General features: G+C 55.5%; 18 protein-coding genes. 5 read left to right on the forward strand and 13 right to left on the reverse strand.

What is annotated here, in order from left to right; genetic code table 11:
* Positions 1-37 precede the first annotated feature (37 nt).
* The 7 genes from MNODULE_RS17290 to moaC all read right to left on the reverse strand — a co-directional run bounded on the left by MNODULE_RS17290 (position 38) and on the right by moaC (position 7,902).
* Positions 38-2,599, reverse strand: coding sequence for an efflux RND transporter permease subunit (locus MNODULE_RS17290; protein WP_168062155.1), 2,562 nt, complete (start codon positions 2,597-2,599; stop codon positions 38-40).
* Between the two features lie 189 nt (positions 2,600-2,788).
* Positions 2,789-3,613: an outer membrane lipoprotein-sorting protein gene (locus MNODULE_RS17295; protein ID WP_168062158.1), complete on the reverse strand. Its 825-nt coding sequence runs from the start codon at positions 3,611-3,613 to the stop codon at positions 2,789-2,791.
* A 5-nt stretch (positions 3,614-3,618) separates the two neighbouring features.
* Positions 3,619-4,689, reverse strand: a complete 1,071-nt coding sequence (locus MNODULE_RS17300) for a methyltransferase (RefSeq protein WP_168062160.1) — start codon at positions 4,687-4,689, stop codon at positions 3,619-3,621.
* A gap of 16 nt (positions 4,690-4,705) precedes the next feature.
* Positions 4,706-5,326 (reverse strand): histidine phosphatase family protein, encoded by a 621-nt coding sequence (locus MNODULE_RS17305; protein ID WP_168062162.1) that lies wholly within the window; start codon positions 5,324-5,326, stop codon positions 4,706-4,708.
* A 7-nt stretch (positions 5,327-5,333) separates the two neighbouring features.
* A complete protein-coding gene (locus tag MNODULE_RS17310; protein WP_168062165.1) occupies positions 5,334-6,158 on the reverse strand; it encodes an ABC transporter permease in 825 nt (274 codons plus the stop codon).
* Positions 6,143-7,396 (reverse strand): ATP-binding cassette domain-containing protein, encoded by a 1,254-nt coding sequence (locus MNODULE_RS17315; protein ID WP_168062167.1) that lies wholly within the window; start codon positions 7,394-7,396, stop codon positions 6,143-6,145. The genes MNODULE_RS17310 and MNODULE_RS17315 overlap by 16 nt, the downstream gene beginning before the upstream one ends.
* Positions 7,393-7,902 carry a cyclic pyranopterin monophosphate synthase MoaC gene (gene moaC / locus MNODULE_RS17320; protein ID WP_168062170.1) on the reverse strand — a complete coding sequence of 170 codons (510 nt, stop codon included), beginning with the start codon at positions 7,900-7,902 and terminating at the stop codon, positions 7,393-7,395. The genes MNODULE_RS17315 and moaC overlap by 4 nt, the downstream gene beginning before the upstream one ends.
* A gap of 227 nt (positions 7,903-8,129) precedes the next feature.
* Here moaC and MNODULE_RS17325 point away from each other — a divergent pair, with 227 nt between their 5' ends.
* Both MNODULE_RS17325 and MNODULE_RS17330 read left to right on the forward strand, forming a co-directional pair.
* The gene (locus tag MNODULE_RS17325) at positions 8,130-8,939 is read left to right on the forward strand and encodes a CBS domain-containing protein (protein ID WP_168062172.1); all 810 of its coding nucleotides are present in this window, start codon (positions 8,130-8,132) and stop codon (positions 8,937-8,939) included.
* Between the two features lie 51 nt (positions 8,940-8,990).
* A complete protein-coding gene (locus MNODULE_RS17330; protein WP_238339609.1) occupies positions 8,991-10,271 on the forward strand; it encodes a Glu/Leu/Phe/Val family dehydrogenase in 1,281 nt (426 codons plus the stop codon).
* Between the two features lie 15 nt (positions 10,272-10,286).
* Here MNODULE_RS17330 and MNODULE_RS17335 read toward each other — a convergent pair whose 3' ends face one another.
* Genes MNODULE_RS17335 through MNODULE_RS17345 form a run of 3 tightly spaced genes read right to left on the reverse strand, consistent with a single transcriptional unit; the run spans position 10,287 to position 12,664 of the window.
* A complete protein-coding gene (locus MNODULE_RS17335) occupies positions 10,287-10,634 on the reverse strand; it encodes a PilZ domain-containing protein (RefSeq protein WP_168062174.1) in 348 nt (115 codons plus the stop codon).
* A gap of 18 nt (positions 10,635-10,652) precedes the next feature.
* Positions 10,653-11,666, reverse strand: coding sequence for a zinc dependent phospholipase C family protein (locus MNODULE_RS17340; RefSeq protein WP_168062176.1), 1,014 nt, complete (start codon positions 11,664-11,666; stop codon positions 10,653-10,655).
* 11 nt (positions 11,667-11,677) lie between these two features.
* Complete coding sequence (locus tag MNODULE_RS17345; RefSeq protein WP_168062179.1) at positions 11,678-12,664, reverse strand: nucleotidyltransferase family protein; 987 nt, start codon at positions 12,662-12,664, stop codon at positions 11,678-11,680.
* A gap of 118 nt (positions 12,665-12,782) precedes the next feature.
* Here MNODULE_RS17345 and cls point away from each other — a divergent pair, with 118 nt between their 5' ends.
* Positions 12,783-13,940, forward strand: a complete 1,158-nt coding sequence (gene cls / locus MNODULE_RS17350) for a cardiolipin synthase (RefSeq protein ID WP_168062181.1) — start codon at positions 12,783-12,785, stop codon at positions 13,938-13,940.
* 32 nt (positions 13,941-13,972) lie between these two features.
* On the opposite strand, the gene MNODULE_RS17355 is transcribed toward cls, so the two are convergent.
* Together MNODULE_RS17355 and MNODULE_RS17360 are read right to left on the reverse strand one after the other, a co-directional pair.
* Positions 13,973-15,232, reverse strand: a complete 1,260-nt coding sequence (locus MNODULE_RS17355; RefSeq protein WP_168062183.1) for a GAF and ANTAR domain-containing protein — start codon at positions 15,230-15,232, stop codon at positions 13,973-13,975.
* A gap of 189 nt (positions 15,233-15,421) precedes the next feature.
* Positions 15,422-16,294 carry an NAD(P)-dependent oxidoreductase gene (locus MNODULE_RS17360; protein ID WP_168062185.1) on the reverse strand — a complete coding sequence of 291 codons (873 nt, stop codon included), beginning with the start codon at positions 16,292-16,294 and terminating at the stop codon, positions 15,422-15,424.
* Positions 16,295-16,519: 225 nt separating this feature from the next.
* On the opposite strand from MNODULE_RS17360, the gene MNODULE_RS17365 reads away from it, so the two are divergent.
* Together MNODULE_RS17365 and MNODULE_RS17370 are read left to right on the forward strand one after the other, a co-directional pair.
* Complete coding sequence (locus MNODULE_RS17365) at positions 16,520-17,743, forward strand: zinc-dependent alcohol dehydrogenase (RefSeq protein ID WP_168062188.1); 1,224 nt, start codon at positions 16,520-16,522, stop codon at positions 17,741-17,743.
* A 17-nt stretch (positions 17,744-17,760) separates the two neighbouring features.
* Positions 17,761-18,234, forward strand: a complete 474-nt coding sequence (locus MNODULE_RS17370; protein WP_168062190.1) for a hypothetical protein — start codon at positions 17,761-17,763, stop codon at positions 18,232-18,234.
* Here MNODULE_RS17370 and MNODULE_RS17375 read toward each other — a convergent pair.
* Positions 18,222-20,021 carry a glycoside hydrolase family 15 protein gene (locus tag MNODULE_RS17375; protein WP_168062192.1) on the reverse strand — a complete coding sequence of 600 codons (1,800 nt, stop codon included), beginning with the start codon at positions 20,019-20,021 and terminating at the stop codon, positions 18,222-18,224. The genes MNODULE_RS17370 and MNODULE_RS17375 overlap by 13 nt on opposite strands.
* Positions 20,022-20,111: the final 90 nt, after the last annotated feature.

Raw genomic sequence — 20,111 nt, forward strand, 5'->3', positions numbered from 1 at the left:
ACACGTCTCCCAAAATAAAGGAGCCGAATCGGTTTTTTTACTTGACGGTCGGTTTTAGCGCGAGCGGCACCTCCTGACCGTCGAAAACAAATTTCGGCTTAAAAATGATGACCAAAGCAGGAAGGATGGTCAGTGCGCCAAGGCTGCTGGTCAACATTGCCAGAGGCACCAAAATTCCTTCCATATGAAGGTAAAACCCGGTAAAAGCAAGAAGCCCATATCCGGCTGATACCGCGATGGCAACAAAAATAATCGCCTTCCCGGATGTTTGCAAAGTGGTCCGGATCGCCTCTTCGATGTTTTTGCTTTTCTTAAACTCCTCCCTGAGGCGAAAAATGAGATAAATTTCATAATCCGCGCCGATACCGACCGCCATGGCGGTAATCGCCGCGGTCCCAATCCCGAGTGTGATCCCACTGAGTCCCATTATACCAAAATTAATTAATACCGAGAGGGCGAGCGGAATAATAACAAAGAAGCCGCCTAAGAGCGATCGTCGTACCAGCGCGGTCATTAAAAAAGTAATCGCGGCTATTTGGATGATATTCAAGGCCTTTCCTCGGATCATCTCTTCGTTGAGGGCGACCACAACGGGAGAGCTTCCTGCCACCCCTAAAGAGACTTGATGAGGGGTAAAATCAGCGTCACCCGCCTGTTCGACGATCTGAATCAACTCTTCCGCCAAACGGGTATCGTCGCTTTTCAGAAAAACCCAGATCACCGCTTCTTCCTGTTGCGGGCGCATCAATCGGGAAAAATCGGCCGGATTTCCCGAGACGGAATAAAGAAATAGGAATTGAGCGATCTGATCTTGTGCATCCGGGACTTTATTAAAGGCCGGATCGCCGCCGTTTAACGTTTGGTTCATCTGTTTCAGGTAGTCGACATACGATTCGGTTTTCCCCACCTCCGGCAAGCTTTCCAGACGGCGCTGGAGTCGGTCCACGGCCTGGGCCACGTTTGGGTTCTTGAGGGCATTTTCTTTTTGCGCTTCTAGAAGAATATAGAAGGTCGAGGTTCCCGCGAATTTTTCGTTAAGGGCTCGCTCATCTTGTCGAAGGAGGGTCGATTCGAAAAATTGAGAACGGTTGCTGTTGCTCACCTGAACCCGGAGCGTTCCGATCACCGAAATGACAAAAAAGAGGGCCGCGCCGGTCAGGATGATCGTCCGTCCGCTTCCGGTCACTTGCGAAGCAAGACTGCTCAAAAACCGATCGAGTAGATCGGGTCCTCTGGCGACCCGCTTTTTATGGGACGGACGGAGCACGGAACGAATGGCCGGGATAAAAGTCAATTCTAAAACGAGGGCGCTCAAAATGCCGAAAGCAGTGAACAACCCAAACGATTGGAATGTCTTTAGCTTGAACGTAATCAACGATGCAAAGCTGGCCGAGGCGATCACGCCGGCGGTCACCATCGCCAATCCAACCTGCGTCGTCGATTCGATCACCGCCTGTTTCGAATCGCCGAGCCGTTCATATTCCTCATAGTAACGCTTTAAGATTTGGACCGAATGGCCCGCCGCAATCGCTAAAATAAGGATCGGGGTCATCGCATTCCACGGGTCGAGGGGGGTGCGGGTCAGGCCCATCATCCCCATTGCCCAGGCAACCGCCAGCAAAGAAGTGACGAGTGGAATAAACAAACCCTGCCAGGTTCGAAAGGCGATATAGTGAAGAATGCCGATGATCAAAATGGCGATCGGAAAGAGAACCGCGAGCATCCTGAAAGAATCGGCCTCGAAATAGGAGAGAACAATCGGCATCCCGCCGAGATAGATCTGGTGGTCGGCATCGCTGTATTTTGCGGTAATGTCCTGAAGTTGGCAATGGATTAATGAGTCGGCCAGCCACTTTCCCGGCTCACTCTTCTGCCATGCGCCGCAGGCTGAATTTGATTCACTCCCCTGCCACTTCTTCCACCCTTCTTCTTTCTCTGCTGTTTGCTGGGGAGCGGCTTGCGATCGCTTCGGCTCTCCTGTCGAGACGGTCCCTTCCCCTTTTTGCCATTGCTGCCAGTTTTCTCCTCCGGACGCTGCCCCTGCGGCGCCTCCCTCCCCTTCCCACTCTCCAGGGACGATGGGGCCAAAGTCGACGATCACCGCAGCGGCCGTCCCATCTTTCGAGACCAGGCTGTTGAGGAAAAGATCGTTTGAGTAAACCCTTTTCTTTAGCTCGGAAAGACCCTCCGGTGTCGTCGGGACCTCTCCATTCATGAGTTGAGTGATCTCAATCTGATCTTCGGTTCCGACCACATATTTGATTTTTCGGTCTGCAACGCTGACGACATTCTCTTCCTTAATCCCGGCGATCTTCTTTACATCGTCCGTGATTCCCTTCACCTTCGAGAGGGTCGCCGTATTAAAGATATCCCCCTTCTTGTTATGGATACCGATCACCACCACCCGGCTGCCGCCGAACGCCTCTTCAATCTTATTATTCAGCTGAACGTAAGGGTGATTCTGAGGAAGGATCGATTTTGGATCGAACATCATCTGAAGGTTTCGAAATTGAGTGAAGAAGAAAAGGGTAATGAGAAGAACGGAGAAAATGACCAGGTAAGGATGGCCGACGATTTTCTCAACATAGCGTTTCATCATTTTCGTATCCTTTGGTTTGATCATGTCAGCCTGCCTAAATCACCTAAACACAAGAGAATCAAGGCAGAGGATATCGGTGCAGAAGATCACATCCTGAAGATAAAAGCCCTGGAGAGAGTGAACCTCCCGGCGTGCGGTGATTTTTTAACCGCGCCGGGAGGCTCTTCATAATGAAGGACAGAGTGAACCTTATTTCCGTATGCCGGTCTTTAGTGTACGTTCGGTAAAATCTTCATCCTCAAGTCCCCCATTGACCTTGAGATCACTGACCTCAAAGATGGTTCGATGGCCGTTCTGAACGTTGGTCACTTCCGTTTTTTTCCAAACACTAAAGTTGTCGAGCGACTGCCATTCGATCGTTTGTCTTTTGAGGAGTTTTGAATTGCGATCGTAGTAGTCTATTTTCAAGACCGTCCAGTTGTCCTTAGAGATCCAGGAGATCTTTTTGCTGTAAATGCTCGTTTTCTCCTTCGGAACGCTCTCGACGACGTAGGTCTGGGTGCCGAGATAACCCTCTTCCCGCAATAGCTTATGCTCGTCTTCGTCGAGCCGGCGCTGTCCCATGTCCCCGAAGGTCAAGTCGGACCCGAGGAAGGCGTCATTCTGATCTTGCGCGGAGATCCGCCGGACCATCCGTAGGGCCGGCAGATAAAGCCAGAGATCGTCGGTCTTGTTCTCCTGGGAGTAATCCCAGATGAGGAAAGAGATTCCGCGCGAGTCGGGAGGAAAATCGGTCACCAGGAGCATCTTGCTGTCCAAACCTTCCTTTGCCCGATAGTTCTTCCAATAGCGGCTGGCCTCAATCTTTTTCTTGGTTCCGTCTTTCTCGATCAGGTGAAGGATCACCTTGTTCTTTTGGTCTCCGATTTGGTAAATCAATTCTCTCGATTTCTTGATGATCTCGGTTCCGTCCAAGGCATTGGAAGAAGCGGGCGCCTCTTCCGCAGAGGCGACGCGAAGGCCCCCCAGGATGATGTAAAGGGACAATACAATATAGATTGTTTTTCGAATCATAACCGTTACTCCTGGCGTGATGGTTTCTCTCCGACTAAAACGGTGAAGGGACTCGGGGAAGGAAGGGGAACCGGTTTGATCTTCCTGAATCCGACCCCCTTCATCCAATCGGCGAGTTCTTTCTCCGAGTAGGCCGCGCCTCCCGGCGTATGGACCAGCTGGTTGACCCCGATCAGCGCCGACAGCATCGGACCTGTCTTATCCCGATTAAGCATCTGATCTTGGATGAGGATCATCCCCTTTGGATCGAGCGCTTCATAGGCTTTTCGGAAGATCTCTTTGATCACTTGAGGGGACTCCTGATTGAACATCGAGGAGAGGAGCAGGGCGTCGTATCCTTTTCCAAAAGAATCCTCAAGATAGTTGCCCGGTTTGAGGGTAACCCGGTCGAGCATCCCGAATGAGCCGACGATTTCGCGCGTGACTTCCAACGTCTGCGGAAGATCGAAGACCGTCGCGGAAAGTTTCGGATTTCGCTCGCAGAACTTCATGCAGAAGGTGCCGGGCCCTCCGGCGATGTCGATCAACTGGCGTCTTCCCGAAAAATCGATCTTGCGCGCCAGCAGCTCCCCTTGGGCGATGGCGCGGTAGTGCATTCCATAGATATAGCTCCGGAGCGCTTCCGGGCCCTGGTCGTGCGGTTTGTCGACCACCGGCTTGCCGGTCCGGACGGCCTGATCAAGATCGCCCCAGGCGCCGTACCAGCTGTCGAACATCGAAACGATCCCCCCCTGGTATCGGGGGCTTCCGCTGACCAGGAAGGTTTTCGCGAAAGGGGTGTTTCGGTACTTCTCCTTTTTCCGGTCGAGCAGGCCCATCGACGTCGCCGCGATGAGGAGGATGTCCAATCCGCGTGGATCGGCCGGTATCTCGGCCGCCAATTCCGACGCCGACGCCGACCGATCCTTCAGCCGGGTGAAGATGTTCAATCGCTGGGCGGTGTGGAGGATCTTCGACTGCCAGTAGGCCGAGCTGATGCTCATCACCTTCATCGGGTCGAAGGTTTCTTTACTCTTTTTGCGAGAAGGCGTTGCCTTACTCTTCTCCGTTTTTTTTCGGGTTATTTTTTTCTTCACGGTTTTCCTCATCGAGTCACTCCGGTCGGAGCGAAAAAAAGACCAAGTTGGGCCAACTGGCCGTATAATCAATCTGTGTTAACGAGCAGGAACCGACCACGAGCCGTTTTTGATTTTCAAGGGCCATCCCGAGCGCGGCGGCGACGATCATCCGGATCGGTCCGACGTGCGTCACCAGGAGGATCGTCTGGCCCGCATGGCGCGCTAATAGGGTCTGAATCGTTTCATCGACCCGCTTGGCAAAACCGACGAGCGACTCCCCTCCCGCCGGCGTGAAATGGAGCGGGTCTTTCTTCCAGGCCGACCACTCCTCCGGGAAGCGTTGTTGAAGGACTTCGCTCGTCAGCCCGTCCCACGATCCGAAGGTCCGCTCTCGGAGTCCCTCCGTGGTTTCAATCTTCAACCCGAGCCGATCGGCGGTCGGCCGGGCCGTCTCTTGCGTCCTGCGCGAGGGGCTGACATAAAGCGCGGCAATCGATTTTCCTTGAAGCCGATCGGGCCAGCCGGCGGCCTGTTTCAGGCCGACCGGATTGAGCGCCGGATCTTCCACCGAATCACAATAATATCGATTCTCCGGAAAATCGGTGGCTCCATGGCGGAGGAATAAAAACGATGTCGCTTGTTCTTTTGTCCTCATTAAAATTCTAAGAGCGATCCTGACTAAAGATGGAAACGGCTGAGATAACTGAAACGAATGTAAACAGGCCGAGCACCGCCATGCTGATGAAAAAGGAGGCGTCAAAAACGCCCCGATACGAGGCGCGGACCGCTTCCACTCCATAAGTGGCCGGATTGATCCGGCTGACCATCTGCATCCAGACCGGCATGAAATCGGTCGGCACCAGCGCGGGGGAGAAGAAAAGGAGGGGGAGCGTCAACATGTTTCCCATCACGACCAACGGCTCTTCTTTTTTCAGGATCATCGCGAGCGCATTCGAGACGGCGGAAAAGCCGATCGCAAGGAGAAGCACGGCAACCCAGATCCAGAAGAGACCCGCTCCGCGGGGAAAGCCGGCCCCAAGCAGGGCGGCCACGCCGACCAAGAGAAAAACCTGGATGACGACCGTCAGCCCCGCATGCAACAGACGGCTCAAAACAATGGCGGTCCGGGAAATCGGGGCGACCAGAAGTTTTTCCATGATTCCAAAAGTCAGGTCTCGAAGCAGGTTCACCCCCGACCAGGAAGAGCCGAACAACACGGTCATGACGATCACCCCCGGTGCGAGGAACTGGATGTAATCGGCTTCTGGGAAGCCGGGAAGGCGCGAGAGGTTCTTGAACAATTGACCGAAGATGATCAACCAGAGAAGCGGCTGGACCAGTCCGAAGAAGGTCCAGATCGGCATCCGCCATGTCATCAGAAGATATTTTTTGAGGAGGGCTGCAGTATCGGCCACCAGCCATTTCACCGGCATTCCTGACGCCGGAACCGGGGTCGATGTTGGGGCGACAACTATTTTTTGTTCCATCCTTGATCCTTCTTCCACTCGCCCTGGGGCCACTCCCCTTGCGGCCACTTTTTCTCGGAGGGTTCTTCAGGTTTCGCCGGGGTATCGGCTGCGGGATCCTTCGGTTCCGGCTGCTTCCATTGGTTGCCCCACTCTTTTTCCGAGCCGGTTTTTTTCTTCTTCCACTCGCTTCCCCACTCTTTGCCCGACTCCCCCGATTCCCCTTCCTTCTGCCATTTCTTCGCCCACTCGTTTTCGCCGGAATTGTTGTCCCATTTTTTCCCCCAGGAGCCCCATCCGGCGGAGTCGTTTTCTTTCTTGTCTTCGTCCGCGAAATTTTTGCCGGTGTATTTTAAAAAGACATCATCGAAAGTGGGACGGGTTAAAACGACGGTTTCAGCCGTCAAGCCGAGTTCGTCCACACACTGGAGCAGACGGGGAAGAAGTCCTTTCCCGTTCTCCAGGTAGAGGCGAAGCTGGTTTTCCTGGCGGATAACTTCTTTGATCCATTCCTTTTGGCGAAAGGAGGCAACGACCGATTCGGAAAGGGGCTGTTTGAAAGTGAGGTGAACGCAGTCCGCGCCGAGACTGTCTTTGAGCTGATCGGGGGTTCCGATCGTTTGGACCCTTCCGTGATTTAAAATCCCAACCCGGTGGGCCAGCTGATCGACTTCGTCAAGGTAATGCGTTGTTAAAAAGAGGGTGACCCCCTGTTCCCGGTTCAGCCGGCGGAGATAATTCCAAAGGTCGGATCGGCTTTGTGGATCGAGTCCCAACGTCGGCTCATCGAGGAAGAGGAGTTTGGGCTCGTGAATCAGCGCGGTGGCGATATCCAACTTCCGCTTCATCCCGCCCGACAAGGCCCCCACCCAGAGATCGATCGTCCCTTTCATATCAAGCAGATCGAGCAAAAAGATCATCCTTTCCTGGAGAGGAGATGCGGGGAGGTGGTAGAGTTTTCCTTGAAGAAGAAGATTTTCGCGGACGGTCATCGCCGGATCGACGCCGCTTTGCTGACCGACATACCCGAAGGACATCCGAACCGCCAGCGGATTTTCGACGACATCATGGCCGGCCACCCGGACCGTTCCGGAGGTGGGTCGGAGAAGGGTCGTCAAGATTTTGATGGTGGTCGTTTTTCCGGCCCCATTGGGGCCGAGGAAGCCGAAGACTTCGCCTGAGTGAACTTGAAAGCTGATATCGTCGACTGCTTTTCGTCCGGAGGCGTATTCTTTTATCAGGTGCTCGATCTGGATCATTTCGGGAAGGGCTCGGGACGGGTATAGGTACCTGACTTGCCGCCGCTTTTGGAGAGAAGGCCGATCTGGCCGAAGCTGATCCCTTTATCGATCGCCTTGCACATGTCATAAATCGTCAGCGCGGTCACCGAGACGGCCGTCACCGCTTCCATCTCCACACCGGTCTGGCCGGAGGTTTTGACGGTGGCGTTGATTTGGACGGCGGCCGGGCCCCCATTTTCGGCTGGATGGATTTTAAAATGGATATCGACATTGGTGAGAAGAAGAGGATGGCACATCGGGATCAGGTCGGGTGTCCGCTTGGCCCCCATGACGCCGGCCACTTGGGCCACGGCGAGGACATCGCCCTTCGCAATTTGTCCCGCTTGAATCCGGGCCAAGGTTTCGGGTTTCATATAAACCATGCCGGTCGCCACCGCGGTGCGATGGGTGTCGGCCTTTCCGGAAACGTCGACCATTCGCGCCCGGCCTTCTTGATTAAAGTGGGTTAACTCGGTTTCCGCCATGTCAGCGCCTCCCGGAATCATTCCTTAAGATATAGATAAAGCAGCAGAAATTTCCGGCTGAGTCTAACATACGATTCGGTGGGTGTCAATAAAGTCGGTACTGGAAAACACGAGGCATTTCTCGCTGAAATCTCTTCCCAATCAAGTGATTATGCGCTAAGGTCCTTTGGTTGACAGAATAGGGACATTTAGATATCATTCCGGACGATTGCCTGAAGGAGGACAAGATGTCATTGAGGGAGCTGATTCACTCCGACATAAAAAAGACGGGTCCGACGACCACCCTGGTCGAGACGGCCCAAATGATGCGACGGTACAAAATCGGCTCCGTTTTTGTAGAAGACGGGGGACAATATATCGGCATCGTTACGGAGAGCGATCTGGTCCGGAAAGGGCTGACCAAGGAGGTTTCCCCCGAGACCCCGACCCGCTCCGTCATGCACGTGCCGCTGCTTGACATCGACGTTGAAAAAACGCCGATCGAAGCGAATCATTTGATGCATCTGAACGGAATCCGGCATCTCGCCGTCTCAGAAAGTGGAAAGATCATCGGGATGATCTCCGTCCGGGACCTGGTCCGGTATTTCTCGAACGACAAGAAAAGCCCCCTGCACGCCATGACCGATATCGTCAAACCGTTGACCGTTTTAGTCCGTCGCGATATTCAAACGATTGACTCCTTTGCGACGGCCCAGGAAGCGGCGCGAAAAATGGATGAGAAGAAAATCGGTTCGTTGATGATCGTCGACGAGAAACGGTACGTCGGAATCATCACCGAGACCGATCTGGTCCGAAAGGTGATCGGTTACGGGCTGAGCGCCTCCAAAATCCCGGTCGGGGTGATCATGAATACGCCGGTTCTCGATATCGACCTCTCCCGGACGATTCAAGAGGCCAACGAGATTATGGCGACGAAGGGGGTCCGGCACCTGGCCGTGACCGAGAGAGGAGAGATCATCGGCATCCTCTCCATTCGAGATCTGATCGGCATGATCTCGATCCGCGACCTTCCCCGTTTTTTTTCGAACCAAAAATAAGTCGGCCCGCCGCGTTGGTCGGACCCTCACTCAATCCGGGGACAAAGCAGGATGGACATCGAACAAGAAAAACGGCATGAGCCGGAATATATGACCCCCATTTACCGGATGGCGGTGACGCAGTTTGACCAGGCGGCCGACCAGCTTAAGCTGGATCCGAACGTCCGGAAGCGTCTTGTGGTGCCGAAGCGGGCGATCATGGTCTCCGTTCCGATTCGAATGGACGACTCACACATCGAAGTGTTTCACGGCTATCGGGTCCATCACGACAATACCCTCGGTCCCTCCAAAGGAGGGATTCGATACCATCCCGATGTGAATCTCGGCGAGGTCTGTGCGCTGGCGATGTGGATGACCTGGAAATGCGCCTTGATGGGCCTTCCCTTCGGCGGCGCCAAGGGAGGAATCAGCTGCGATCCAAACGCCTTTTCGCGAAACGAGCTGCAGCGGCTGACCCGGCGATATACCGCGGAGATCATCCAGTTCATCGGGCCGGATGTGGATGTCCCCGCCCCGGATGTCGGCACCAACGAGCAGGTGATGGCCTGGATGATGGATACCTACAGCCAGTTCAAAGGCTACTCCATCCCGGAAATCGTCACCGGCAAGCCGATCGTCATCGGCGGCTCCCTCGGGCGAATCGAAGCGACCGGCCGCGGCGTGGTCTACTGCATCATGGAGGCGTTTAATCATCTCGGAACGAGACCGGAAGGGAAAAAGATCGTTGTTCAGGGGTTTGGGAATGTCGGATCGAACGTCGCGAAGGTCCTTCATCAAGAAGGGTGTCAGATCATTGCCGTCAGCGATGTCCGCTCCGGTGTTTACAATTCGAAGGGGCTCGATATCCCGGCCCTGCTTCAATATCTCTCGCACAGCCGGTTTATCGAGGGATTTCCCGGCGGAGAGCCGATCACGAACCGCGCGTTGCTGGAGCTCCCCTGCGATGTCCTGGTGCCGGCCGCCCTCTCGGGCCAGATCACGGAGGAGAACGCCGGGCGGATTTCATGCACTATTTTGGCGGAGGCGGCGAACGGGCCGACGACCCCCGCGGCCGATCTCATCCTTCAAGATCGAGGAATCTTTTTAATTCCCGATATCCTGGCCAATGCCGGCGGGGTGACGGTCTCTTACTTCGAATGGGTACAGGATCTTCAGAACTTTTTCTGGAAGGAAAAAGAGATCAACGAAAAGCTGCGGGAGATCATGTCGAGCGCCTTCAACGCGGTCTTAACCCTCGCTCAAGAAGAAAAGGTCAATATGCGAATGGCGGCGCTGATGCTCGCCATCCGTAAAATCGCCAGCGCCAAGCTGGCGCGCGGCGTTTTCCCCTGAGCATTCTGTCGTAGGTTAATTCTGGAGTTTCTCCAAGCGTTTGATGTAAGCATAAAGGGCGGGGTTTTTCTTTTCCATATCGTGAAACTCCAACCCGATGGCATATTGACCCGCCGCTTCAAGTGCAGTGGCCCAAACCACTTGACCGTAGAGCGATTCGTTGATCGCCTTCCCTTCTTCGGTCTTCACTGATATTTTCACGAGCAGCAGATCCCCCTTTTGGTAAGGACCTTTGACGTAAACCCCCATTCCATGGATCGAAACATCACGAATCATCGCATCGACCGTTTTTTGAAGACCGTGCGGGGTGATGCGGGCCAACGTCATGAGCGGAACCCGCTTCTGTTTTCTGCGATTCTCCATGTCTCCTCGTCTTATGTTTTATGATGGATGAAGGGGTTCTCTATTAAGATGAATATGACCGACGGAGTCGGAACGCAGGGCGCCGACGGAGGCGGATTCATCGGAATGGGCGTGACAGCAAAAAAAGCTTTCGATCTCCGCGGGCGGATCGAAGATATAGTCGGTCGGCTCTTTGCGGTGGATCCGTTTTGAGAATTGACGCAATCTCTTCGCCTCGGCCAGGCGTTGACTCCCGATCGGATCATACCGGTAACAGATCGAGTCTTCCGGATGGTTCAAAACATTGACGATCAGGTTGAGACATTTCCGGTTGAGCGACTGGACATATTGCTGAGGAACATCCCAACGCGAGTTCCGCGAGACCAGAGAGACGGCCTGCTGGCGTTTCCCCAAGTCATACAGCTTGACGGCATGGGTAAAGAGCTTTTTCTTCATGTCGAATGAGACCAGGTCTTTTTTGACGATCTCCTGGACGAAACGATCGCTCTGATCGTTGGCCCCCGAGAGGATATCGAGGACCTGCTTCCAATATTTTTGATCGGCGAATTCGTCCGCGCGGAGCTCCCAATAAATATGGCCCAGTCGCGTGGTGGAGGAGGTCAGATAGAGCTGGTTCGGGACGTAAACGTTGTGGGCGATGATGTCGGCGGCCAGGTGCGCGATGTAGCCGCACGCGAACGACTGCAAGCGGGGATCGTCCGCCTGTTGGAGAAGCCGCCGGGCGGTCGACCAGTTGTGGCAATGATCGGCATGGTATTTGGAACCTTTGCCGATAAAGATATCGGCGCTGACGCAGCCGTATAAGAAATCCCGCGGGAAAGCCCGCAAGACCGGAACCAACGATCCTGCCAGCCATTGAAGATTTTGCAGGAGGGTCGATCCGTGCATCATGTGCATCCCGACCCCCCAGGCATAGGCCTCGGCCGAAAAGAGCAAAACACCGAACGCCAGGATCAGCGGCGCGATCCATCTCTTTCCCCGTCCGTTCGAGCGTTTCCCTTCAGCGGTTTTCTTCCGCGTCGATCTCCGCATGACGAAGTTCCTCATCCGCATGCTTCCGTTCGAAACGGACAAGCGCTCCCCCCCCCTTGTCCCTGATTGAACCTCGCGAGAAATTCACGCCATTCTCGAAAGCGCGCGGAGAGGGTTCGATAACTCGCCTCATCGTCGATATCCAGCGCCGCGCTGCCGATATTCGTTTCGACCACTTTAAAGCGGGTTTCCAGGAAGCGGCTCATTTCCCGCTCCACCCTGGAGAGGGCAAGGGGCCGACGGAAGAGAGCGGCCAGTCCGGGCCGGTTGGACTGCGCGAGGAAAACGGCCGTTTGGGCCAACAGGTAAGATTTCAAGACGCTCGGCCATCCCGGCCGTTTTAAAATTTCAAGCATGATCCGGATTCGATTTCCGAGGTATTTCTGGTAGCGATGATCGTAGAGTTGTTGAATGTCCCGTCCCGCTCCGATGCGAAGCGGCCGCGCCAGATGGAGATTATTCAGCCGATACGCCTGGGTGCGTGTGTAGACGTAGGCCATCTTCATCCCGGGCTGGTCTGCTTTCGGATAGAAGGGGGCCAGGGCCTCCTCCGGGGTGACGCCGAGGCAGTAATCCGATTTTTCCATATCCGCTTTGGAGATGAATTCCCGAATTTCAGCGGGTGTGATCAGCGGAATATCGGCCGGGAGGAAGAGGCCGGGCGGATCGCCGTGGTTCAGCCGATGAATGTCCACGCCGTCGTGATAACCCGGCAGGGAATGGCTGTAGGCGGCCAGGATATTCTCGATGAGACTGTTCTTTTGTTCAAGAACTTCGATTTTTTTGGAGAAGAGGGTATATGGCAGGGCCCGTTCGATCTCTTCCATTATCTTTTTCTGGGGACCGATGAGATAGATGCGATCGATTTCGGCCACTTCATCCAAGGCCTTGAGAACGTGAATGAAGAGAGGGTATCCCTCTAATTTCAGGAGGGCCTTATTCGTTCCCAGGATCTGGTGACTTGCCCCGCGGTCGCCCGCTAAAAGAAATGCGTCCATCTTCCATCCTTTGCATCGTTGAAAAGTATCTTAACATAGTCGCATGGGTTTGTCGATTTGGTTCATCACTATGAAATGAAAGCTTAAATTGAGGATGTTGACTATGTTAAAATAAAGCATGCAGAAATTATCGACCTTCCTCAAACCGAGGCGGCCCGCCTGGATTTCCGGGAACAACGTTCGGATTCTCAAAGACGGTTCCGAAATCTTTCCGGAGATGCTCAAAGCAATCAAAGAGGCCGAGGAAACGATCCATCTGGAGACCTACATCTTCCGGAGCGATCGTGTCGGATGGCGATTCGCGGAAGCCCTTTCCGAAAAAGCACGGGAAGGGGTCTACGTCCAACTTATTTATGACTCTCTCGGCTCACTGACCACCGACCCAGCGCTCTTCCGTTTTATGGAAGAGGCGGGAGTGGAACTCTTCGAGTATCACCCGATTGCTCCATGGAAATGGGGGTGGAACCTAAAGTGGAACTTGAAGCGGCGCGATCATCGAAAAATCTTGGTGGTGGACGGCCGCTGCGGTTTCGTCGGGGGGATCAACATTGGAGAAGAATACGCCGATCCTGCGGAAGGGGGCGGGGGGTGGCGCGACACCCATTTGAAGCTGGAAGGGCCGGCGGTTTTAAAACTCCAACAGATCTTTCTCACGACCTGGTTTAAGAACAAAAAAAGGCGCCTGAAACCCGATACAACCTACTATCCGGAAGTCTCTTCCTCGGGAAGGCTGGGGGTGTCGATTGTTGCATCGAACGGTCTTCGAGGACGAAATCAGATCAAGAAGGCCTATCTCAGGGCGATCCTTCGCGCCAGAAAAAGAGTCTGCATCACCAACTCTTACTTCGTCCCCCCGCATTGGTTTTTGACCGCACTGAAGAAAGCCTGTCGAAGGGGGGTCGAGGTGATGATCCTCGTCCCCAAGCGGTCCGATGTCCGGATCATCGATTATGCCACCCGCGCCCTCTATAGCCGGCTTCTGAAATGGGGGGTCCGTATTTTTGAGTGGGAAGGACCGGTTTTGCATGCCAAGACGGCGGTCGTCGACGGGCGATGGAGCACTGTCGGTTCGTCCAACATCGATCAGCTCAGCTTCTTCTACAATCTTGAAGTGAACGTGGTGATCCTCGGCGCTACTTTCGGCGACAAAATGGAGGGGATGTTTTGGGACGATTTGAAGTCCTCGCGTGAGATCCGCGCCACGGAATGGACCCGCCGGAATTGGCTCCAGCGTCTCTTGGAGAATACGTTTTATTATATCGTCGGATGGATTTGATCGGTGCGGATTGGGGAGTGGAAGCCCGGCGATTATCCCTTCTTGATCTCTGATGCCAAGATAATTGCCTCGGCGATTTCCCGCATCGTCTTCCGGGTGTTCATGCTTTGACGTTGAATCAGCCGGAACGATTCCTCCTCCGAGATCTTCCCCTGCTTCATCAAGATCCCCTTCGCTCGTTCCACCGCTTTGCGGGTCTCCAGCGCCTCTTGCATGGCGGACGACTGCTGGACGAGGGTCGTATTCTCGATGGCGACCGCCGCCTGATTGGCCACCGTCTGAAGGATGTTGATCTCCTCCGGGGTAAAGTGGTGCTCTTTGGAAGTGTAGCTGTTGATCACCCCGATCACCCGATCTTTGATCATCATCGGGACCGACAGGAGAGAGAAAAGCCCTTCTTTTTTCGCCAACTCCGGAAATCGGAAGTGGGGATCGCCCGTGACATCGAGAACCGTGATCGGCCGGCGCTCCTTCACCACCCGGCCGGAGACGCTCTCCCCGATCTTCACGTTCGCTTTTTGCCGATACTCTTCGCTCAGGCTTTGCGTCGCAACGATCTTCAACTCCCCTTTCGGCTCGTCGAGGAGCATGATCGAGCAGATCTTCGAATTCATCATTCCCGCGGTCATCGTCACGATCAAATTGAGAATCTCTTCAAGGTATCGATTGGAGGCGATCATCGTGCTCATCCGGGAGAGGGTATCGATCTGCATCGCCTTTCTTTTCATCTCTTCATAGAGACGCGCGTTTTCGATCGCGCTGCCGACCTGATGACCGATCGTGGTCAACAGGGCGATCTCCCCGTCCGAATGATAGTGAGGCTTTTTGTGTTGAATGTTGATCACGCCGATGATCTCCCCTTTGCTGATCACCGGCACCGAGAGGAAGGCGTGGTAGCGATCTTCGGGGAGATTATGGAACAGCGCAAAACGAGGATCCTCCGACGCGTCTTTGGCGATGGCGACCATCTTTTTTTCTTTGGCCACCCAGCCGGTGATCCCCTCCCCCAGCTCCAAGCGGATCCGGCCGATCAGCTTCGGATGGGGATTTTTCGATGCGCGAAGGGTCAGCTCCTTTTGGGTTTCATCGAGGAGATAAAGAAGGCAGGCGTCGGCCTGCGTGATTTCGACGACCATTTCGACGATTTCTTTAAGGACGACCTCGAGTTCCAGGTTCGAGCTGATCTGCTCTGTGATCCGATGAAGCACCCCGAGCTCTCGCGTTTTTTGCTCCAAGGCCCCTTTCGCGGACCCCTTCTTCGTCGAAACGGTTTTCTGCGCGCGTGTCGGCATTGCGAACATCCTTCTCCTTTGAACAGGCGGAGAAATATAGCATAATTTTAGTGGTACGGCAATAAAATTAAAGAGATCGAGGGTTTTACGGGAGGATCGATCCGATGATCCGCCGTGTTAAGCGGGATCGATTTGAACGGTTGTTTCGGCCTTTTTCTCATCATCTCGGGATAGCCCTTTATAGAATTTTCACTTCTTCTCTCCGTTCACGCCGAATACCTTGATCAGCGCGGCGTAGTCTTCTTCTCCGAAATTCCTCCCCTGTGCTTCTTGAAAGAGACCGTCCAGGAGGCGCGAAATCGGCGCCTCGAATTCCTTTCGTTCCGATTCTTCCACCGCCAGGTGAACATCCTTGGCCATGTGCTTCAACGAAAAGAGCGGCTCGAAGTTTTCCTTCAGGACCGCCTCTCCTTTCAGTCGCAATAAGGGAGAAGCAAGAGCGCCGGAGGTCAAGACCTCCAGGATCGCTTCTCCGGAGAGGCCGCCCCGTTTTCCCAGGGTAAATCCTTCGAAAAATGTCGCCATCGCCCCGGCCATCGACAGGTTGTTGACCAGCTTCATCAACGATCCCTGCCCGATCGCTCCCATATGAACGATCTTTTTCGACATCGGCTGCAGGACCGGCCGGGCGCGTTCCAAAACCGACGCGTCCCCGCCGACCATCAGAAGGAGCTCGCCGGCAGCGGCCGCCGGCTTGCTCCCGGTCACCGGCGCGTCGAGGAAGGCGACGCCCCGCTCGGCGCATGCGGCGCCGAGCTTTCTGGACGTTTCCGGGGAGACGGTCGTCATATCGATGTAGAGGCTCCCTTTCTTCAATCCCTCCAGCAGACCCCCTTTGAGGAGCACCTGTTCGACCGAGGCCGGATCGGCCAGCATGGTAATCGCCGCATCGGCCTCGGCCGCCGCTTCTTTCGGTGAGGTCGCCTCTTTGGCGCCCATCTTCTTCAGCCCTTCGGCTTTACCGGGTGTTCGGTTCCAGACGGTCAGTTCGAACCCGGCACGAATCAGACGCTCGGCCATCCGGCTCCCCATGATCCCCAATCCCAGAAATGCAATCTTCATCGGTTCCTCCTTGTCGAACCATGTCGGACCATCTATATCAGATCGAAAATCGGATGACAATCCCAATTTCACGGCGCGCTGAAGCGCCTCGCTCGATCGGATTAATCTCATGAGTGAAATAGACAGCGCTCGGACGAAAGGCTATTCTGTCGATGAAGATCATCGATCCGGGTGAGGGAGAAGCCGGCCCGGTCCAACGAGTCCGTAATGAGAGAAGGAGGTCTTATGAAAGCGGTTGTGTTTCACGGTGTGGGTGATATTCGATACGAAGAGGTTCCCGATCCGCGGATTGAGAAGCCGAACGATGCCGTCGTCCGTATTGTCGCGAGCGCCATCTGCGGGACCGACCTTCACATGATCCGGGGAACCATGCCGGGGATGAAACCGGGGACGGTCTTGGGACATGAAGGGGTCGGGATCATCGAGGAGCTGGGGCCCGATGTCCGCAACTTCAGCGTCGGCGATCGGGTGGTTATTCCCTCCACCATTTCTTGCGGCTACTGTTCCTACTGTCGAGAAGGATATACTTCCCAATGCGACAACGCCAATCCAAACGGACCGGCGGCGGGAACGGCTTTCTATGGGGGGCCGGCGCAGACCGGGCCGATCAATGGGCTCCAGGCGGAGCGGGCCCGCATTCCCTTTGCCAATTCGAGTCTGGTTCTCGCGCCGGAAGGGCTGACCGATGATGAGGCGATTCTGCTTTCGGACATCTTCCCGACCGGCTACTTCGGCGCCCGATTGGCCGAGATCGGTCCGGGAGATACCGTCGCTGTTTTCGGCTGCGGGCCGGTCGGACAGTTCGCCATCGCGGGCGCCAAGCTCCTCGATGCGGGGATGGTTTTCGCCGTCGATACGATTCCCTCCCGTCTGGAGATGGCGCGGGCGCAAGGGGCGATTCCGATCGACTACAATCAGGAAGATCCGGTCCAAGCGATTCATCGGCTCACCGGCGGAATCGGAGTGGACCGCGCCATCGATGCCGTCGGCGTCGACGCCTCCCGGCCGCATCAGGGACCGGCGGCGGAGCAACTCAAACAGAGGGAGCAACAATTCCGGCAGGAACGCCAGGAGATCGCGCAGCAGCCGCAGCCGCAGGGAGACAACTGGCATCCGGGAGACGCGCCTTCGATCGCATCTACGTGGGCGGTCGACGCGCTGGCGAAGGCGGGAACCCTTTCGATCATCGGCGTCTATCCGGAGAGCGATCGGTTTTTCCCGATCGGGAAGGCGATGAATAAGAACCTGACCCTCAACATGGGGAATTGTAATCATCGAAAGTATATCCCGATGTTGATCGAGATGATTCTGACCGGCGTGATCGATCCGACCGAAGTCCTCACACAGCATGAATCGTTCGATGCGGCGCTCGATGCCTACAAAGCCTTCGATAAACGAGAGCCCGGTTGGATCAAGGTGAAACTGGAACCGGCGGAGGTCGCATCATAACAAAGATTGCGGAAATCGTGAATTGGAACGACATTATTCTTTGGGGGCTGTTGGCGACCGGATTGTTGACGACCCTCATGCGGGGCGCGGAAGGCCTCGGTTATACTCGGATGGACATCCCGTTCATGTTGGGGACGATGTTTACGTCGAACCGCGATTTCGCCAAGGTGATCGGATCGGTCGTTCACTTCATCAACGGGTTTCTTTTCTCGCTTCTCTATGCGGTTTTCTTCAGCGGGTTCGGATTCGTCTCCTGGTGGCTGGGGGGGCTGATGGGGATCGCTCACGGGGCGTTCGTTTTGATCGTCGTCCTTCCCCTCCTGCCGGGGGTCCATCCGAGGATGGCTTCGGAATTCTGGGGCCCTACCCCCACCCGGCTTCTGGAGCCTCCCGGATTTCTCGCCCTGAATTACGGCTACCAGACCCCAGCCGTGGCGATGCTGGCCCATCTTGCCTTCGGATGGGTCCTCGGCGCTTTCTACAGTTTGTGATCGGCCAGCCGGAGCGCCGCCGCAATGTGCGAAAGGTGGGAGAGCGCCTGGGGAAAGTTTCCGAGAAAGAGTCCGTCCTCACGGATCTCCTCAGAATAAAGGCCGACCTCGTTCACCCTGCGACTGAGCTTCTCGAAGAGGCTGGCCGCTTCGGCGCGGCGATCGAGCATACAGAGCGCCTCCACCCGCCAGAAAGCGCACGCGAGGAAGGTTCCTTCTTCCCCCTCCAATCCGTCGTCGATCCGATAGCGGTAGACCAGATCTTCCAGGGCGAGCTCTTTCTCCAGCGCGTCGACCGTCCAGTTCAGTCGCGGATCTTTCGGCTCGATAAAACCGACCAGCGGGAAGATAAAGGCGGTTGCGTCGAGCGCCGATCCTCCGAGCGTTTGGGTAAAGCTGCCGAGCGCCGGATGAAATCCTTCTCTCAGGATGATCTCGCGGATTTCCCGTCCGACCCGCTCCCATCGCCTCTGATTACATGAGAGGCCGAGTCTTTGGGCAATGCGCAAGGCGCGGTCGAGCGCCGTCCAACAGAGCACTTTGGAATGGACGTAATGCCGGCGCGGCCCGGGAATTTCCCAAATGCCGTGGTCGGGGTAGCTCCAGTTATCGGCGACGTAATCGGCCATCCGGCAAAAACTCCGCTGCATGTCCCTGTCGAAACGACATCCGTTCTCCGTATAGAGCCACAAGGCGTCCATCACTTCGCCATAGACGTCGAGCTGATATTGCGCCTCCGCGTTGTTGCCGACCCGCACCGGCCGCGAGCCGCGATAACCTTCGAGATATTCGACCTCCCGCTGAGGTTTACCAAGACGGCCGTAGACGTCATACACGACCTTCAATGAGGGCTGCGTCAGGCGCGTTGCGTGTGTGAGCCAATAGACGAACCCGACGGCCTCTTCTCGTAATCCAAGCCGGAAGAAGATTTGCGCCGTAAAGGAGGCGTCGCGCAGCCAGCAGTAGCGGTAATCCCAATTGCGGTTGAAGCCGATCGCTTCCGGCAGAGACGTCGTCGGCGCCGCCACGACGGCATTGGAGGGGGCGTAGGAGAGGAGTTTGAGAACGAGGGCGCTTCGGACCACCGCATCCCGGTAGGGTCCCCGGTAATTGCAGCCGCCGGCCCACGCTCGCCAGTATCGAATGGAACGCTCCTTCACATCATCGACCCGTTCGTCCAGCCGCGGATAAACGGCCGGGGCATCCCGAGAATAGGCGATCCAGAAGACCGATCGCTCCCCGCTTCGAATCGTCCACCTTCCCGACAGCCCTTCGCGCTTCATCTCCAGCGGGCAATCGGAGGCGAGATGAAAGAGTCCCCCGTCGATATCGGCAAAATATCCTTCCCGGCCTCGGCGTTTGAATTGGGGGATCAACTGTCCGTCATTCGGGCGAGGAAAACATTCCACTTCCATCTCGACATTTCCGTCAATCCCCTCCACAATTCGCAAGATGCTGCGGAACGGAATCATCATCTCCTGCTTTTCTTTCTCCGTCAGGGCCGGCATGAAATCGGTCATTCGAACGATGCCGCTTCGGGTGTGGAATTCGGTGATCAAGAGGTTGGTGTCGTGGAGGTAGCGGCGCCGGGTCGAGTAGCCGCCCGCCGGCCGGACGGCGAAATAACCTCCGCGCAGACAATCGAGGAGACGGTTAAAGATAGACGGGCTGTCGAACCGGGGCAGACAGAGCCAATCGATCGACCCGGTGTTGGAGATGAGCGCCGCGCAGCGGGAGTCGCCGATGAGGGCGTAATCGGAGATTTGAGAGATCGTTTGTAGAGCCATGCATCATACGTTATAATGGAACTCAGGTTCGGTCGCGATATCTTCTATCATGGTAATGCAAAGGGGAGAGGAGAGGCAAGGTGATGTGTA

Source organism: Candidatus Manganitrophus noduliformans (assembly GCF_012184425.1).
GTDB classification, from domain to species: Bacteria; Nitrospirota; Nitrospiria; order SBBL01; family Manganitrophaceae; genus Manganitrophus; species Manganitrophus noduliformans.

What these genes read in the sequence shown, in the direction of transcription:
- MNODULE_RS17290 (WP_168062155.1), bottom strand. Translation starts at nt 2,599, where the DNA reads ATGATGAAACGCTATGTTGAGAAAATCGTCGGCCATCCTTACCTGGTC.
- MNODULE_RS17295 (WP_168062158.1), bottom strand. Translation starts at nt 3,613, where the DNA reads ATGATTCGAAAAACAATCTATATTGTATTGTCCCTTTACATCATCCTG.
- MNODULE_RS17305 (WP_168062162.1), bottom strand. Translation starts at nt 5,326, where the DNA reads ATGAGGACAAAAGAACAAGCGACATCGTTTTTATTCCTCCGCCATGGA.
- MNODULE_RS17310 (WP_168062165.1), bottom strand. Translation starts at nt 6,158, where the DNA reads ATGGAACAAAAAATAGTTGTCGCCCCAACATCGACCCCGGTTCCGGCG.
- MNODULE_RS17315 (WP_168062167.1), bottom strand. Translation starts at nt 7,396, where the DNA reads ATGATCCAGATCGAGCACCTGATAAAAGAATACGCCTCCGGACGAAAA.
- moaC (WP_168062170.1), bottom strand. Translation starts at nt 7,902, where the DNA reads ATGGCGGAAACCGAGTTAACCCACTTTAATCAAGAAGGCCGGGCGCGA.
- MNODULE_RS17325 (WP_168062172.1), top strand. Translation starts at nt 8,130, where the DNA reads ATGTCATTGAGGGAGCTGATTCACTCCGACATAAAAAAGACGGGTCCG.
- MNODULE_RS17330 (WP_238339609.1), top strand. Translation starts at nt 8,991, where the DNA reads ATGGACATCGAACAAGAAAAACGGCATGAGCCGGAATATATGACCCCC.
- MNODULE_RS17335 (WP_168062174.1), bottom strand. Translation starts at nt 10,634, where the DNA reads ATGGAGAATCGCAGAAAACAGAAGCGGGTTCCGCTCATGACGTTGGCC.
- MNODULE_RS17340 (WP_168062176.1), bottom strand. Translation starts at nt 11,666, where the DNA reads ATGCGGAGATCGACGCGGAAGAAAACCGCTGAAGGGAAACGCTCGAAC.
- MNODULE_RS17345 (WP_168062179.1), bottom strand. Translation starts at nt 12,664, where the DNA reads ATGGACGCATTTCTTTTAGCGGGCGACCGCGGGGCAAGTCACCAGATC.
- cls (WP_168062181.1), top strand. Translation starts at nt 12,783, where the DNA reads ATGCAGAAATTATCGACCTTCCTCAAACCGAGGCGGCCCGCCTGGATT.
- MNODULE_RS17355 (WP_168062183.1), bottom strand. Translation starts at nt 15,232, where the DNA reads ATGCCGACACGCGCGCAGAAAACCGTTTCGACGAAGAAGGGGTCCGCG.
- MNODULE_RS17360 (WP_168062185.1), bottom strand. Translation starts at nt 16,294, where the DNA reads ATGAAGATTGCATTTCTGGGATTGGGGATCATGGGGAGCCGGATGGCC.
- MNODULE_RS17365 (WP_168062188.1), top strand. Translation starts at nt 16,520, where the DNA reads ATGAAAGCGGTTGTGTTTCACGGTGTGGGTGATATTCGATACGAAGAG.
- MNODULE_RS17375 (WP_168062192.1), bottom strand. Translation starts at nt 20,021, where the DNA reads ATGGCTCTACAAACGATCTCTCAAATCTCCGATTACGCCCTCATCGGC.